9 protein-coding genes and 1 tRNA gene are annotated in these 16,969 nt (G+C 37.2%); 2 read left to right on the top strand and 8 right to left on the bottom strand.

What is annotated here, in order from left to right:
- From pth to BMY56_RS10965, 3 genes are all read right to left on the bottom strand, one after another.
- Window positions 1-567: an aminoacyl-tRNA hydrolase gene (gene pth, locus BMY56_RS10975; RefSeq protein WP_091623921.1), complete on the bottom strand. Its 567-nt coding sequence runs from the start codon at window positions 565-567 to the stop codon at window positions 1-3.
- Window positions 568-716: 149 nt separating this feature from the next.
- Window positions 717-1,346 (bottom strand): 50S ribosomal protein L25/general stress protein Ctc, encoded by a 630-nt coding sequence (locus tag BMY56_RS10970; protein WP_091623918.1) that lies wholly within the window; start codon window positions 1,344-1,346, stop codon window positions 717-719.
- A 46-nt stretch (window positions 1,347-1,392) separates the two neighbouring features.
- Complete coding sequence (locus tag BMY56_RS10965) at window positions 1,393-2,334, bottom strand: ribose-phosphate pyrophosphokinase (RefSeq protein WP_091623916.1); 942 nt, start codon at window positions 2,332-2,334, stop codon at window positions 1,393-1,395.
- 192 nt (window positions 2,335-2,526) lie between these two features.
- Between BMY56_RS10965 and BMY56_RS10960 the strand changes: the two genes are divergently transcribed.
- Window positions 2,527-2,606, top strand: a tRNA-Leu gene (locus BMY56_RS10960).
- A gap of 206 nt (window positions 2,607-2,812) precedes the next feature.
- Here the strand turns inward: BMY56_RS10960 and BMY56_RS10955 are convergent.
- The 5 genes from BMY56_RS10955 to BMY56_RS10935 all read right to left on the bottom strand — a co-directional run bounded on the left by BMY56_RS10955 (window position 2,813) and on the right by BMY56_RS10935 (window position 12,024).
- Complete coding sequence (locus BMY56_RS10955; protein ID WP_091623915.1) at window positions 2,813-3,184, bottom strand: sensor histidine kinase; 372 nt, start codon at window positions 3,182-3,184, stop codon at window positions 2,813-2,815.
- 411 nt (window positions 3,185-3,595) lie between these two features.
- On the bottom strand, window positions 3,596-5,779 hold the full coding sequence (locus tag BMY56_RS10950) for an endo-1,4-beta-xylanase (protein WP_091623913.1): 2,184 nt from the start codon (window positions 5,777-5,779) through the stop codon (window positions 3,596-3,598).
- Window positions 5,780-5,827: 48 nt separating this feature from the next.
- The gene (locus BMY56_RS10945) at window positions 5,828-7,183 is read right to left on the bottom strand and encodes a glycan-binding surface protein (RefSeq protein ID WP_091623911.1); all 1,356 of its coding nucleotides are present in this window, start codon (window positions 7,181-7,183) and stop codon (window positions 5,828-5,830) included.
- Window positions 7,184-7,216: 33 nt separating this feature from the next.
- Window positions 7,217-8,848, bottom strand: coding sequence for a RagB/SusD family nutrient uptake outer membrane protein (locus tag BMY56_RS10940; RefSeq protein ID WP_091623908.1), 1,632 nt, complete (start codon window positions 8,846-8,848; stop codon window positions 7,217-7,219).
- Window positions 8,849-8,859: 11 nt separating this feature from the next.
- On the bottom strand, window positions 8,860-12,024 hold the full coding sequence (locus tag BMY56_RS10935) for a SusC/RagA family TonB-linked outer membrane protein (RefSeq protein WP_091623905.1): 3,165 nt from the start codon (window positions 12,022-12,024) through the stop codon (window positions 8,860-8,862).
- A 786-nt stretch (window positions 12,025-12,810) separates the two neighbouring features.
- On the opposite strand from BMY56_RS10935, the gene BMY56_RS10930 reads away from it, so the two are divergent.
- The gene (locus BMY56_RS10930; RefSeq protein WP_218144562.1) at window positions 12,811-16,899 is read left to right on the top strand and encodes a hybrid sensor histidine kinase/response regulator transcription factor; all 4,089 of its coding nucleotides are present in this window, start codon (window positions 12,811-12,813) and stop codon (window positions 16,897-16,899) included.
- Window positions 16,900-16,969 lie beyond the last annotated feature (70 nt).

Here is a 16,969-nt window from a genome sequence, read left to right as displayed (position 1 = left end):
TTACGTGTTATTATATTGATTCATAGTGCGAGCAATACCAGCTAGTACAAATGAATTAATTATTTCGGTTGATTTTTTTAATCGTTCTGGTAACAATGCTTTTTCTTCTTCGTCCCATTGTCCCAATACGTATTCTACTTGTCTGCCTTTGCCAAAATCTGAACCTACACCAAAACGATATCGGTTGTAGAGTATGGTTTGTAGAAATAATTCAATATCCTTTAATCCGTTATGGCCGCCATTACTTCCTTTTGTTTTAATACGTATGGTGCCAAAAGGTAAATTAATGTCATCTGTAATAACAAGAACATTGCTTTGTGGGATATTTTCTTTATCCATCCAGTACTTCAATGCTTTGCCACTACGGTTCATATAGGTTGAAGGTTTTAAGCAAATTACTGTTCTACCCTTAATTTTATATGACCCTATTTCACCAAGTTTTGCTGTTTCAAAAGTAAAGTCGTTTGCTTGCGCTACTTCATCTAATATCTTGAAACCAATATTGTGACGCGTCTCCGCATATTCATCACCTATATTACCAAGGCCAACAATTAAAAATTTCTTCATGGGATCTTTCTCTTATGGAATTATGGTCTTTTTTGTAAATAATGATTTAAAAAAACCGAACATAGCTAGTTAGAATTATGGGATAAAAATACAAAAGCATCCCGATACACGTATCGGGATGCTTAGTAGTAAATCTTAAAAAAAGATGTTTATTCTTGAGCAGTTTCCTCTGCAGCACCTTCTGCACCTTCTTCTCCTTCTCCTTCTTCATCTTCATCATCAATAGCAACGGCAGTACGAGCAGTTTTAACTTGCACAACAACAGTAGTATCAGGATGTAGAATGCTGAAATCATCACTTAACAATGAACCAACAGAAATGTTTTGACCGATTTTCAATTTAGAAATATCGATATCAAAGAAATCTGGTAATTTGGCAGGTAATGCTTTGATTGCAAGTTTACGTTTTCTAAATAATAAACGACCACCATTACGAACACCTGGTGAGTTTCCTTCTAAACGTACAGGAATATCCATAGTAACCATTTTATCATCGAACAATTGATAAAAATCAATGTGAATGATCTTGTCTGTTACTGGGTGAAACTGAATATCTTGCATAACTGCTTTAACAGAAGCTCCACCATCCAATTCAATTGCAACTGTGTGCGCATTTGGAGTGTAAACCAAGTCTCTGAACGCTAGTTCATCTGCTGAAAAGTGTAATGGTTTATCCCCTCCGTATACTACGCAAGGAACCTTTCCAGCATTACGTAAGGCCTTCGTTGCCTTTTTGCCTACGCTTTCTCTTTCTGATCCTTTAATTGTAATTGACTTCATTATATGTATTAAAAATTAATATTCTATTTTAAATTTTCCTTCCGAACTACATTAAAAACTTGGAAGAGATAGAGTTATTGTTGTGAACCTTGTCCATAACATCTGCAAATAGATTAGCACAGCTTAATACTCTTACCTTATCACTCTTTATTTCTATTGGAATTGAATCTGTGATAATTAACTCTGTTAGTTTCGATTTTTCTATTTTCTCATATGCATCGCCAGATAGTAGGCCATGTGTTGTAATAGCTCTTACGCTAGTAGCACCACGCTCCATCATTAAATCTGCCGCTTTTGTCAGAGTTCCTGCCGTATCAACCATATCATCTACGAGAACAACATTTTTTCCCTGTACGTCACCAATCAATTCCATATGGGAAATAAAATTCGCCTTAGCCCTTTGTTTGTAACATACAACCACATCACAATCTAAAGCTTTAGAATAGGCGTAAGCCCTTTTTGAACCTCCCATATCTGGCGAGGCTATGGTAAGGTCGTTTAAACCAAGATTTTTCAAGTATGGTAAAAACAAAGTAGATGCAAAAAGATGATCTACAGGCTTCTCGAAAAACCCCTGTATCTGATCTGCATGCAGATCCATTGTAATAATTCTAGTAGCTCCTGCTGTTTCTAGCATTTTAGCAACAAGCTTTGCTGCAATCGGCACTCTAGGCTTATCTTTTCTATCTTGTCTAGCCCAACCGAAATAGGGCATTACCGCTGTTATATGACGTGCCGATGCTCTTTTTGCAGCATCGATCATCAATAACATTTCCATTAAATTTTCAGGACCTGGGTGTGTCGAACCAATAATAAAAATTCGAGTTCCACGTATAGACTCTTCAAAAGAAGGCTGAAACTCACCGTCGCTATAGCGCGAGAATAATACATTGCCCAGTTCCATTCCATATGCCTTAGCGATTTTTTCGCCTAAGATTCTACTTTGTGTGCAAGCAAATATTTTCGGTTGTGGAACTTGGTATGGCATGTCTTTAATTATTGTTTCCCAAACAGTTACTTCGATAAATCGTTGAAGTTCTTATTTTTAAGGAGGTGCAAATTTAAAAATTAAATTTGGTTGCTAATGCATAAATCTTGATATTTTTGGTGTTAGTAAGAAAATAATTATTTAGTTTTGCAGTCCTATTTTTATGGGATGTCTTTTATTGACGATAATTATGCTCGAGTGGCGGAACTGGTAGACGCGCTGGATTCAAAATCCAGTTCTTCGGAGTGCGGGTTCGATTCCCGCCTCGAGTACAGAATAAAACCCTAACAATCTAATTTTTAGAATGTTAGGGTTTTTTAATTTTATTTAATGCCGATATTTTGAAAAGGCAACTAAAATAAAAGAATTGTTAAAGTTCAAATAAACCATACTTCATTTAGAAGTAAGACTTTTTATATTCGAAAGAATCTTCCCCACAATAGGGATAGGGGCTGTTTTTAGTACAGTATTACCTGAATTAGGCTGTTTTTCGCCCACTTGAAAAAGAAACAGTAATAGTCGTACCTATAGTTTCCTGACTAACAACATGAATTTCCCCTTCGTTTCTTTTTACGAATTCAGAGCTTAGTACAAGGCCAAGACCGCTACCTTTTTCTCCTTCGGTACCAGGAATTCCTTTGGGTTTTTCAATAGAAAAAAGATTTTTACTGAACTCAGACGACATTCCAACACCGGTATCGGAAACTGATATTTTAATTTGGTTTGAAGTTTGGGTAACCGATACATTAACAATACCCTTTCTTGGGGTGAACTTAATGGCATTGTTGATTAAGTTACGAATCACAAATTCAACCTGATCCTTATCTCCTATAAAATGAGGTTCACCCATTACAGAAGCTATTAACCTTATCTCTTTGTTATTGGCAATTACTTTGAAGATATCACAAATCTCGTTAACGACTTCCCTTAGATTTATGAAGTTATTATTGTATAAAAATTGAGTAGTGTTTTTTAATTTCGAATTGAGTTTAGAGATTGCAATCCCAAATTATTGCATTGATTTCCTACAGTAAAACAGGATAGGTCATAATTCAAAATCATTACATTTTGAAAAGTTTAAATCAACGATGCATCTAATTCCATTTTTTACTAAAAAAAATAGAAGCGTAATTCTTATTACGCTTCTATTCATCAACTTAACTAAACAACTACTTTTATAATTTTAATACCACTAAACCAGGTATACTTTTTTTATTTTAATATTTGGGTACAAACCAAAGCCTAATAACTTTGTAAGTTATTAATTCTGAATTTCCCCGGTAAAGTCTTCACTTACATCCCTACCTGCAAGACCATCAGCAACACCTTTGTATGCTGGTTTTCTTCCAAAATTACTATCAAAAACATTTGGTGACTCATTTGGTAACCAGAACTCGTGCTCGTTTGCCTTATCGGAAAGATTCCAAAGTGTAATACCGTAGCGCTGATTCGCAGGAATGAATTCGTTAAACGAATTCACTACGAATTGATACATGTCTGCTTGATCTATTAATTGGGCCATGGTTGGCGCTGCGGTTCCTAATCTTACATCCAGTTCGGAAATTTTAATCAGCTTACCACTTGCCGCTAATTTTTTAAACATTTCAACAATATTTTCTCTACTGGTATTTAAGGAAATGTGCATTTGTGTACCAATACCATCAACCGTGGCTCCTTGACTTTCTATATAGTTGGTATATTCGATAATACCATCGCATTTTGCAAGACTAGCTTCTAGATTGTAATCGTTTATAAATAATACATCTGTAGGATTACCATATTGTCGGGCAAGATTGAAAGCGGTAACTGCATAATCTGGACCCAAGTATTTTACCCAGTAAAAATCATCGCCTGCCAATTCCGTCACGTTGCCAGTACGTAATGACCCTCCTTCTAACATAGGTTCGTTGACTACATCCCAAGCGAATACTTCATCCTTATAGTGCCCTACCATTCCGGCTATCCAGTTTTCCATGGCTTCCCCAATGATCGCCGTTTTTTCTTCATCCGTTTTTTCTATAATAGTAGGCTCGGATCCACCTGAAACTTCCCCTGAAGTAAATACAATATCATCAATGGTGTACGTAGTGGCGGATTCGCCAAAATCAAAAATAAACCGTATTCTATCGTCTGAAGATGGTGTTACCGTTTGCGTAATTTGCATCCAATCTGTACCTACGCTAATACCACCATAATAATCACCACTGTAGTCTTCACTTTGTAGTTCAAATTGTAAGGTCGATGGAGAACTTGCCTTTACCCAAAATGAACACGTATAATCCGTTCCTGCTTCAAGAGGTTGGTCAAAGGTGAACAGCTGTTGCGCCTCATAACTTTGGGCTTCTGTGGGATTGGTAAGCACCATGGCATAGCCGGTATCCCCAAAACCAGATCCTTCAGTGGTTACTTCCCTGGTAGAACCATTTCCATAGCCACCCCAACCGTCTAAGGTTCCATTTTCAAAATCTCCATTTGTAATTAGGTTAACAAAAGAAGGTTCAGCATCCAAATCCACGACGCTGATATTATCTACATCTATGTAGTAGGTAACCCCTGGTAAATAGCCTAAATCAAATGCCATTCCAAACGTAGTATCGGTAAAATCGTTTACGGTGAATTTAACCTGTTGCCATTGAGAGTTTGTAGCAAAGGACTCTGTAAACTCTCCTCCCATATTATACCAATCTTGATATGGGTAATTATTTTCAAGACCACTGAATGAAATTCTTCCTTGCCCAGGTTGGTCGGATTTTATATAAAATGAAACTTCATAGTTATTACCCATAACGACAGGAATATTCGGAGTAATCAATTGCATTTCATAGGGTTGTGCAGAAGCCGCTCCAGAAATCAATTGCACTGCCTGTGAAGTTCCGGATAGACCGTTATCTTCCAAAATAGAAATACCATCACCAGCATTAAAAGCTCCCCATCCGGTCAACGTTCCATCTTTTAATCCTGATAGGTCTAGTGCATTGGATCCACTAGAACCAGGTATCACCGTGGAGGCAATTAATCCATTTAAGTAACTGGCGTTTTGGTTGGCATGCCATACTAAGGTATGACCATACACATCAATACCAGCTTCATTGGTTAGAGCAATAAAATTGTCTACGGCATTAAAATTAATTTCACCTTGGGCATTCACCATTGCGCCATGTTTCATCGCATAGCCTACGGTAACATCGTCATAATTTTCGTTCACGAGATTTCTGTATTCAGCATCATTAACATACAGGTCCATTACAATGCCACAGCCAATAACATAATCGCTGTAGGTTTTAAGTGGTGCATATCTGCTAATTTTCTCCTCAAGACCTAAAGGCAGTTCTGCTTGGGTAATTTGGTCGTCTTCATTCACTTGTTCCCATTCCATAATTGTATCGTCACAAGAGAACAGCATCATGGCAAAGGCTGTAAAACTTAATATTCGTTTATTTTTCATGTCAATTTTTTTAATTATTGTAAAGTAAATAGTCCTTTTGGAAATGAATTATTCCGGAAAATCGCTTAAAGCAGGTACTGCTAGTGAAACGATTCTCCAATTATCGGTATAAACCGCTATCGAAGTTTCGGATGCAGGGAAAACCACATCACTATTGGTTCCAGTAACACTACCCAAGGGAACATCAGAATTATTAAAGAAAAAACCAAAATTTGCGAATGTGGCCCCTTCCCTTAATTGCAATACATCTTCAAAGGTGAAATCGCCATCGGAAAATGCGTAAAAATCGCTAAAAGGGACGGTTACCGTTGTCCAACCTGTGGTTTTAAAAGGTTCAACCGCTCCATCTACGATCCATGGTATATAGTTATAAACACCACCTGTAAATTCACCACCATTGAAATTATTGATCAACAAAATTTGTATGAAACCGGTACCTTCCCAGGGTTCTGGAACAAAGACATCAAATTGAAACGCAACGGAATCTACAGGGGTAGTAACTGGAATAAAGGAGGTGTAAGCAGTACGCCAGCTTTCATTTCCTCCTGTAAATACTTCTGAATTTCTATTTGCACCGGCACCAAACGTTTCGCCATCCGCAGGACCGTGATATACATAATTACCATGTGACACGTTACCTTCCCCAATAGATGCGGACTGAAGTTCATCTTGTCTAATGGTATTCCCAAATTCTCCTAATGAGCCTGTGCCATCAAAATCTATAATGAGACCTCTTCTTACATTAAAATAAGAAGGTGAATACACACGACCATTAGCAGTTTCCACCAACAAAGGTCCGCCACTGTCCGGAATACCCGAGGGTACGGTAACGGTAAAGAATTCTCCATCTTCCTCATCAAAAGTAATGCCCGTTGTAACCTCTATGTTGCCAGGAAATATGACTTTTGAAACCTCTATTAAGCCTGTACCAAAAACAGTAATTTCTTCACCTGCATTAGGTAACGTATTGGAAATATTGTTAATGGAGGGTGCAGAATCCCTAATCTCAAAAGAATAGGTTGTTTCTGTCGCGCCCTTTACCAAACGAATGGTGTTTCTGGCTTCTTCATCAGCTTCCACAGTAGGCGTATCTCCTGAAATACGAACCAACAAGGAATTGTCCGAGACATAAACGGTATTGAAAAAGGTTTCAAAACCGTTTATGTAAATTTTAGAAATTCCTGTAAATCCAAAACCTTCTATTCGTAAAAGTTGGCCTAGACGTCCAAAACTGACGACCCTATCTTGTACGGTAGAGTTTACATCCTGCAGATAAACGGCACTGATTCCTATAGGACTACCGGTAGCCTCTTCATCTTCACATGAAGCAAAGAAAAATACTGTGGCAATCAATCCAAAAAGAACAAATGGCTTTAGGATATTACGATTAATTATTTTTTTCATCTTACTTAAATTTTAAAGTATTTAATTTTCAATCTAGAAAAGGTCTGTAATACGTTCCTCGGTAAACTCATAGGGTACCGGTGGTTGCCCCAATAATGGATTTTGAACTACCTCTGATTCTGGATAAGGTAATAGCAAAATTCCCTCGTTGACCGCACCAACCGCTTGCGTGGTAATATCACGTGTTTCATCAATAGTCACTTTATTTGTTTCTGCATCATAGGTAAATGGAATTACCGATCCCCTATCTTGGGCATCAATGAAGTTGAGTACCTCCTGTTGTTCGTAATAAGATTGCCTAACTAGATCATACCAATATTGGCCTTCCATACATAGTTCTATCCGTCTTTCTAGAAAAAGACTTTCCCTGGTCAAGACTGTTAAGTCCGTTAATCCTGCTCTTGACCTAAGTGCATTTACGTAGAACAGGGCATTGGCATCAGTGGTACTGGCATTATTACCTAAAACTGCTTCGGCATAATTTAAATACACTTCGCCCAATCGCAACATATAGGTGTTTAAAGCGGAATTTTGTATGGAGATGGCTGGGTTATCTTTTGTAGAACCTACAACTCCTTTTTTCACGTTTACGTAGGTATTCTCGTGATCAACGGTGTACCCTCCATTTTCTTTATTTATCTCCGGATAAAAATCTCCGTCCGCCATCCAAGTCGCTTTACGACGTAAGTCATTCGGCGCATAGATTTGAAGGACATCATAAGTAGCTCTTGTGAAGAAACCATAAGCGGCGGCGTCACCCGTAATTTCAGAATTAAGGGCAAAAAAGGCTTGGTGCGCATTACCTACACCATAATCTCCATTTGGTACCCATTGAAGAGCAAACATGGATTCTTCATTGTTGTTGTTCTCAACGGTAAATAAATCCGCATAGTCTTCCATCAAGGTGTAGGGCCCTTCCTCAATTGCTTTGGTGGCTGCCTTTAGTGCAAGATTTAATTGTTCTTGGTTTCTCTGTCCACTATTTGGTTCATCACTCAAACCTGCATAGGAAAGATAGAAACGTGACAGCATTCCAAATGCGCTATATTTGGTGACACGGCCTGTTTGTCGAGCCTGTTCCGGTAAATATTTTGCCGCATATTCCAAATCTCGAATGGCGAATTCAGATACATCACTCCTAGGGCTTTTGTTTACAATAGGATTTTGCACTAATTCCGCAGGATCAGTTGAAATAATGGCATCTCCCCAAAGTGATGCTAAATACCAATAGGCAGTTCCTCTCATAAACCTAGCCTCTGCAATGAACTCCCTTTGTATTTCTTCATCAACATTACTACCCTGTATGCCAAGTATGGCACGATTGGATTGTTGAATAACAATGTACAATGACCCCCATGCTTCCACTAATGGCCCTGTTAAACCAGTTTCGGTAAAATCCGTAAACGGGAATATATAATCAGAGAATGGCGCGTATAAGTTATTGGAACGACCATCGCCTAAACCAAAATAAAATTTATCATTGAAGGAGAACCAAACCCTATTGTACAAAGGGCCGGTCGCCGCTAGGAAATCTTGTTCCGATTGGAAAAAATTTTCCTTTGATATTTGATCTGATGGTGAAATGTCAAGCTCACTACTACAGCTACTTATACAAACGAAAAGTACCGTAAAAAGAATATGTTTTATAGATATGTATGTTTTCATAAGTTTCTTTTTTAAAATTTAGCGTTAATCCCTATGGTGTAAATATGCGGCGATGGATAACGGGCATTGTCTATACCGGTAAGCAGAACATTCTGATTAATGGAACCAACTTCTGGATCATAGCCGGAATATTTGGTGAAGGTGAACACATTTTGCATGTTGCTATAAACCTTCAAATTAGAGAGTCCAAATTTTGAAATAAATGATGTAGGTAGATTATAGCCTAAGGATATGTTTTGGATCCTTAGGTAAGATCCATCTTCCACAAACCTATCGCTGTATCTAAAGTTGGATGTAGAAGAAGCGGAGGAAGCGGCTATTCTTGGCATGTATTTATCACCACCAACTATCTCTACGTTCCTGTAGTCGTTTGGACCATTTGGATTGATCAAAGCCAATTCAGCATATCCTAGGGCCGAATTCAATAGGTTGGTATTACCACGTGGGTTTTCGAGAAAACGTCTTTGATAGTTTACCACTTCATTACCGTAAGATCCAGATAAAAATATAGTCATATCAAGACCTTGGTATGAAAAGGTGTTCCCTATACCAAACGTAAAGTCCGGAGAAGGATTTCCAATGTAAGTTCTATCCTGTTCATTGATGACGCCATCATTATTTATGTCCGCGAATTTGTAATCGCCGATCCAAGTGGCGTTTTCACCAATGGTATTAACGTCACTGGGCAAGGGTGTCGGTACTATTTCTCCATTTTCATTTCGATAGTAAAAGTCTGTTGCGTTCTCAAAACGGCCGATTACCTTATAGCCATAAAACTGGCCTATAGGTTGCCCAACTGCGGTACGGGTCACAATAGTTGTTTCGGATCCTTCACGTAATGTTTCATCTAAAATGCCTGTTTCAGAATTTAGGGACAAAACTTTGTTTCGGTTCATTGAAAAAACAAAATTAGATCGCCAAAGAAAATCCTTGGTGTCTGCGTTTACCGTATTTAAAGTTAGTTCGAGACCTTTGTTTTCTAAGGAACCTATATTAACCGTTGGTGCTGCTGTGGCTCCGACACCACTGCTTCCTGCATACGCCGGTAATGGTAGTTGCAGTAATAAATCTTGTGTCTTTTTATAATAGATATCGGCTATAAGTTCTACGCGATTATTAAACAAACCGATATCCAAACCTAAATTACTAGAATAGGTAGTTTCCCATTTTAATTCTGGGTTTGCCGTGTTAGAAGGTAACAATCCGGTTCCTTGATTGGTTGCCGAAGCACCGTATAAAGATGTGAAAGCGTAATTAGGTACACTTTGGTTACCGACTGCACCCCAGCCGACCCGTAATTTCAAATTATTTACAGTGGTATTGTCCTTTAAAAAATTCTCGTTAGAAATTTTCCATGCCAATGCCGCAGATGGGAACCAACCCCATCTATTCTCTTTGGCAAAGCGTGAAGAGCCATCGTAACGTAAGGTAGTGGTTAGTAAATATTTATCATCAAAAGAATAAAATGCCCTACCAAAATATGAACTTATAGAATTGCTGAATCTAGCATTATTATTCCTAGCGGTAGTAGCATCACCTAAATTAAGGTCAGTAGCTGTATTTGTTAAGTACCCAGATCGATAACCAAAAAGATTTTCAAAACTACTTTCCTGATATTCCTGTCCTAAAATGCCATTGATGGTACTTTTTCCGAAGGTATTGTCATAGGAAAGTAAATTAGAGATATTATAGTATTTACTGTAGGCCTTGGTTCTTGTTCCTTCCCTAATATCATTTTGCAACGCTCCAAAGGTGTATGAAGGGTTGAAGGTATAGGCATTAGAAAATCCATAATCAATAGCGTATTGCGTTTTAAATTTTAACCCTTTGAAAATGCTTAATTCAGCAAAAGTGTTTGCTCTTAAACCAGCCGTTTCATTACGATTATCTCTAATACTTGCTAAGCCTATCGGATTATTTTGAACAAATTCGTTCGTAGCCGGACCATCAAAGGAACCGTCAGCATTTCTAATCGCTACATTAGGTGTCTGTCTTAAAGCTATGGATATAAGTGAACCATCTGATACCGTAGTGGTTTGCTTTGAATTGTTAAAAGCAAAATTGATTCCCACTTTTAAATATTCTTTCACTTGTGTATCAACCACTCCTCTAAGGTTAAATCTCTCAAAACTAGATCCAAATGCAATACCTTCTTGGTCCAGATAACCAATACCCATAGAATAAGTGCTTTTTTCGCTTCCTCCGGAGATTGATAGGTTATGGCTTTGCATAAATGCTCTATTGAACAGGGCATCCTGCCAATCAGTGCCTTCTCCTAATAAATCTGTCCTAACGAAATCTGGGTCTCGTTGAACGATACCAAGATCAGATCTTGTGTTTTTGTGAATTGCATATTCCTGTAGGTTTAGTAGGTTTAATTTGGTAGGTATTTCTTGCCATCCAATATAAGAGTCCAGGTTAATGGTAGACTCTCCTTTTTTACCTCTTTTTGTAGTAACGATGATTACGCCGTTTGCCGCTCTTGATCCATATATCGCGGTAGCCGACGCATCCTTCAACACATCAAGGGAAACAATATCTGAGGGGTTAATGGCCGAAAGTGCATTTTGTGATCCGGAACCTGTAGTGTTGTCTATAATTACGCCATCTATTACGAAAATTGGTTCGTTAGATCCAGTTAAGGAACTTACACCTCTAATTCGTATAGACGAACTACCACCAGGTGCACCACTATTTTGCTGTAATTGCACCCCAGCTGCCCGACCTTGTAATACTTGATCGATAGAGGTTGGAACGGATTGCTCAATTGATTCTGCTGAAATTGAGGTTACGGCACCTGTTAAATCAGTCCTTTTCAAGGAACCATAGCCGATTACCACTACTTCATCTAATGATGAAATATCAAATTCTAATGAAACATTGATTTGTGTTTGTCCATTTACGGCAATTTCCTTCGTCTTATACCCTATCGAGCTAAAGATTAATACACCGTTGGCAGGTACATTTTGAATTTGATAATTACCGTCAAAATCAGCAGCGGTTCCATTAGAAGTACCCTTTAAGACTACGTTCGCAGCTGGGATAGGGGCATCTTCATCTGAAATTGTTCCAGAAACGCTGGTTTGTGCGTTGACATTCATTATGAATAAGAGCATAATAATGGAAAATCCGAAATTCTTTAGGTATCCAATTTTAAGTAATAATTTTTTTTTCATAAAAGTTAGTTTCAAAAGTGTGGTAAGCAACTGATTATTTGAATGCTGTTTTTTTTTGGAAAATTTCAACAGAGCAAAATATTTGGTATACAATTAATCTGGTACTGTGAAATACATTAGTTTTTAGGTTTGTTTTAATACATGGACTAGCGTTATTCGAGTTGAGGTTCTATTGTTCATTTTTAAAATTTCAGATATTTAGTTTACATCATGTTATCCCTAAATTTGCAGTACATCTTTCTGGACTTAAAAGGATATTTTTTCATTTGGATGAAATTTTATCTGTACCAAAAAACTGTACTCGTTTAAATTTTTGTTACTTGTTAGGTAACCTAGTGGTGAAATGTGCTAAGGAATTCCAACTTTTCTGAATACTAATGCTAGTCTAGCAATGGTTGGGTTAAAAAGTTTTATTATTCTTAATTATAGCATTCCAAACTTACTATGTTACTGATTAGGAGAGTATCAATTTTAGTGCTTAGTAGTATAACTTTTGAAGCATTTAAAAATTTGGAGGGTTTATTTTATGCAATAGTCTATTTAAATGCTTTTTTTTGACATATTATAAATAATGCACATTATATACACCCACACAATTAAATCGATCTTGAACGGATTTCAGGTGAAGTTCGGAGTCTATGGTATGTGTCATGATAGTTTAATAGTCCTGAAACTATATTTTTTAAAAATAATTTCCTACTTAAGATGAAACTCTTCCTTTTTATTAAGTGTTCAAATTTAAAAGTTAAGCGCGCTCTGGCCGGAATGTTAATTTTTTGTCAGGCTTTGCTATTTTCTCAGGAAACTTCATTTCCAAAATATAAGTTCGAAACTTTAAAAAATAGTACTACCCAACGTGCGGTATCCTCCATCTCCCAAGATGAGCAAGGATTTATTTGGATGGGAACAAACGGGTTGGGATTGAATAAATATAATGGTATCGATTATATTTCCTATCAGTTTAATGGGTCGGATAGTACGAGTATCAGCAACTCCCTCATACACACCACCTTTGTTGATTCTAAAAATAATCTCTGGATAGGGACGCAAGTGGGGCTGGATTTATATAATAGAGATCTAGATAATTTCAAGCATATTGAACTGGTACCGGAAAATGGATATAAGACGATTATTTCTGTTCATGCGATTATGGAAGCGAAAGATGGCTCAATAATTATTGGAACACATCAAAAAGGCCTTTTTAGGATAGACCCGAAAACGTTTAAAGCCACTACCATTCCAATTAGGGGTGTTGAAAATGTAGGTTATTTACTTATAAATGCGCTTGCGGATTTTGACAACAGAATCCTTATTGGAAGCAATAAGGGGGTTATGGAACTTGAACATGTAAGCAATGAATACGCACATCCTATAAGTTTTAAAACACAAAGTGGTGAACCCGAAATCTCTTCATCCATCGAAACGATGCAAGTAGATTCAAAAGGTTCCGTTTGGATCGGTACTACACAAGATGGGATTATTAAAATTGACGGTAATGAAAACGGTCGCTATCAATTGGAAACGATTAAGATTACGGAAAAGCGGATAATGAGCCTATCGGAAACCCCAAGAAATACCATTTTATGTGGTACAGAAAATGCGGGCATGTTTGAAATGAATCGAAAGGGTATAGTCATTAACCATTATTTAAATCAAAATTTCGAGGAAGGCGATTTGAAATCCAATTCCATCTGGGATTTATTTTTGGATAATAAAAATCGGATTTGGGTTTCCTATTATAATAATGGAATAGGTCTTTACGATGCCTTTTATGACAAATTTCTGGATATTGAAAGTAAAAGCAACTATGTAAATTCTCTACAAGCAAATTCCGTTACGGCAATTTCGGAGGATGATCAAGGAAGACTATGGATTGGTATGGATGGTGGTGGTGTTGATGTATACGACATGAACCTGAAAACCTTTACGCACCTTTTGGATAGCAATAATCCTATTGCAAAAGGTTTGGATGCTTCTGATGTACAAACCGTATATAAGGATAGTAAGGGGAATATGTGGGTAGGAACTTGGAATTTTGGCATTTACTTTTTGCAAAAAGGGAGTCGCCAATTTATTAATTATTCCATGGACAATACCAATGGAGCACTCGAAACGAATAGGATACTAAGTTTCTCAGAGGATGCAGATGGGATATTGTGGATAGGAACATTTTCAAGTGGCCTATATTCTTTTGATCCAACTTCAAAAAAAATCACTTCCTATTCAAATACACCTTTTATAGTTAACAAAATCGCCTACAGTGATGTCCGGACTGTTTATGTAGATAGCGAAGACACTATATGGATCGGCGGTAATGCGGGATTGTTCAGGTTGACCAAGACTAAAAACGATTTAAAAATAGAGTCCTTGACCCAACGTTTAAGGAAAGGCCAGCAACGGGATCAACAATACACCGGCCTCGTTTTACAGATTTATGAAGATTCAAAAAAGAATATTTGGATTGGAACTGACGGCACAGGACTTTTTAAATATGATATGCGTAAAGACTCCTTTACCTGGGTGAATGTTGAAGGATTTAATAAGGTCACCGTTTCCTCTATTATTGAGGATGAAGTTGGCAATCTTTGGGTTGCTGGAAACAATGGTATATCCAAAATAAATCAATTGACAGGTACGGTTTCAAATTTTTCTATCAACGATGGGCTTTTAACCAATGATTTCAATAATAATGCAGCCTATAAAAGTGAAAAAGGAGCACTTTTTTTCGGTTCTTATGAAGGTATCAATTACTTTGATCCCAATGAACTACCTCTTAATAGCAACACATCCGACGTGTATCTTTCAGATTTAAAACTGTTTAACAAAAGTGTAGTACCAGGTCAAAAAAATACACCTTTAACCAAGGTACTTTCGCAAACAGAACAAATTACTTTGAACCATGAACAGTCCGTTTTTACCATAGACTATGCTCCCATAGATTTTACTAGGCCAGAGGAAATTTCGTATGCCTATTATTTGGATGGTTTTGAAAATGATTGGAATTACGTCCAAAGCACAAGAAATGCTACCTATACAAACCTGCCCGCCGGTGATTATACCTTCAAGGTAAAGGCAGCAAATAGTGATGGCGTATGGAATACGAATTTTGCCGCCTTGGATATTACCATATTGCGACCATGGTGGGGTACTAATTGGGCAATTTTATTATATATACTCATTACGTTGACATTGGCTTACGTTATTTTTCAATTTTTGGATGCAAGGTTGAAATCAAAACGCCTGATTTTACAGGAACGTGAAAAATACCTGCAAGAAGAGGTTTTGAACACTAAAAAAATTCAGTTTTTCACCAATATATCACATGAATTTAGAACACCCCTCACATTAATTTTAAGTCCGCTCGAGGATATCCTGAATGAGCACTCCTTACCCGAAAACATCAAGAAAAAGCATGGCATCATCCATAAGAATGCTAACCGTCTAAAGCGTTTGATTGATGAGCTAATGGATTTTAGAAAACTACAATTCAATGAAATACCGCTAGTTGTAACATTTTTTGATGTGGTTGTCTTGGTGGATGATATTATGGGCCATTATTACGAAGAAGCACAGCAACGGAATATAGCGCTTTCCTTGGAGAAAGAATTTGATTGTATTCATGTATCGGCGGATAGGAATAAACTTGAAAAAATTATATTCAACATACTTTCTAACGCCTTTAAAAGTACACCTACCAATGGTATTATTACGATAACACTGTCAGTTAAAGAAGCCTATCATTTTAAGCTTATCCAGAACGGCCGACCTATAGATGCCCTGGAACTAACTATTGAGGATACTGGAAAAGGTATAGATCCGGGAGAGTTAACCAAGATTTTTGACAGGTTCTATCAAATTAAAGAACTTGACCAACAGTATTTCGGAGGTACCGGCATTGGCCTTGAGGTGGTGCGTAGCTTTGTGGATCTTCATCAAGGTGAAATTGAGGTGGAAAGTGAAATAGGGGTCGGTACTAAATTTAAAGTTTTGATTCCCATGATTAATACCCAGCAAGGTATTATGGATAAAAGTACCTTGGAAATTGCTGAAGCTGAATTAATACAACCTTCAGAAAAGGTTGCACAGATTAATGTGGACAAAATATTGAATGAAGCTCAGGAGCTTAAAAAAACGGTATTGATTGTTGAGGATAATATAGAACTCTCAATTTATATTAAGGAAGAATTGAAAAAGGATTTTAAAATCGTGCTGGCCGAAAATGGACAAATGGGGCTTGAGGCCGCGTTCAAAAGTATTCCTGATGTAATTATAACCGATATTTTGATGCCGGTCATGAACGGTATAGAATTTTGCCAAAAGATAAAGAAAGATTTACGTACCAGCCATATTCCCGTACTTATGTTAACCGCAAAAGCAACGGCAGACGATTGGGTAGATGGACTTGAATCTGGTGCTGATGTCTATATGAACAAACCTTTTGATATGAAGGTCATAAAATCGCATATCAACCAATTAATTAGCAATAGAACACTACTATTTTCTAAATATCTAGGGGAAGAATATAATGAACTTCTTGAGTCTGACGTGAGTTCTCTAGACCAACAATTTATCTTAAACATTATTGGCCATATCAATAAAAATATAAGTGAGCCAAATTTAAATGTTGAAAAATTGGCCATAGATTTTTACTTGAGCAGGAGTCAACTCTATAGAAAGATAAAGGCATTGACAGGAATAAGCGCCAATGAATTGATTCGTAAAATAAGACTGGAAAAGGCGAAGGAGCTTATTGAAAATACCGATCATTCCATTGGGGTAATCTGCGACTTTGTTGGTTTTTCTTCACCTTCCTATTTTTCGAAATGTTTTAAGGAACGTTTTGGTGTTTTACCTACGGATTTGAAAAGTGAATAACCCAAATCTTTAATAAAAAACTGGTAATCTATCATATGATACCCTAAAAAAGGGGTTTAATAAATTCTAT

The organism is Maribacter orientalis, from assembly GCF_900109345.1.
Classification (GTDB): Bacteria; Bacteroidota; Bacteroidia; order Flavobacteriales; family Flavobacteriaceae; genus Maribacter; species Maribacter orientalis.
The sequence above is the reverse complement of the archived record's forward strand: the minus strand, read 5'-3'. Positions and strand labels throughout refer to the sequence as shown.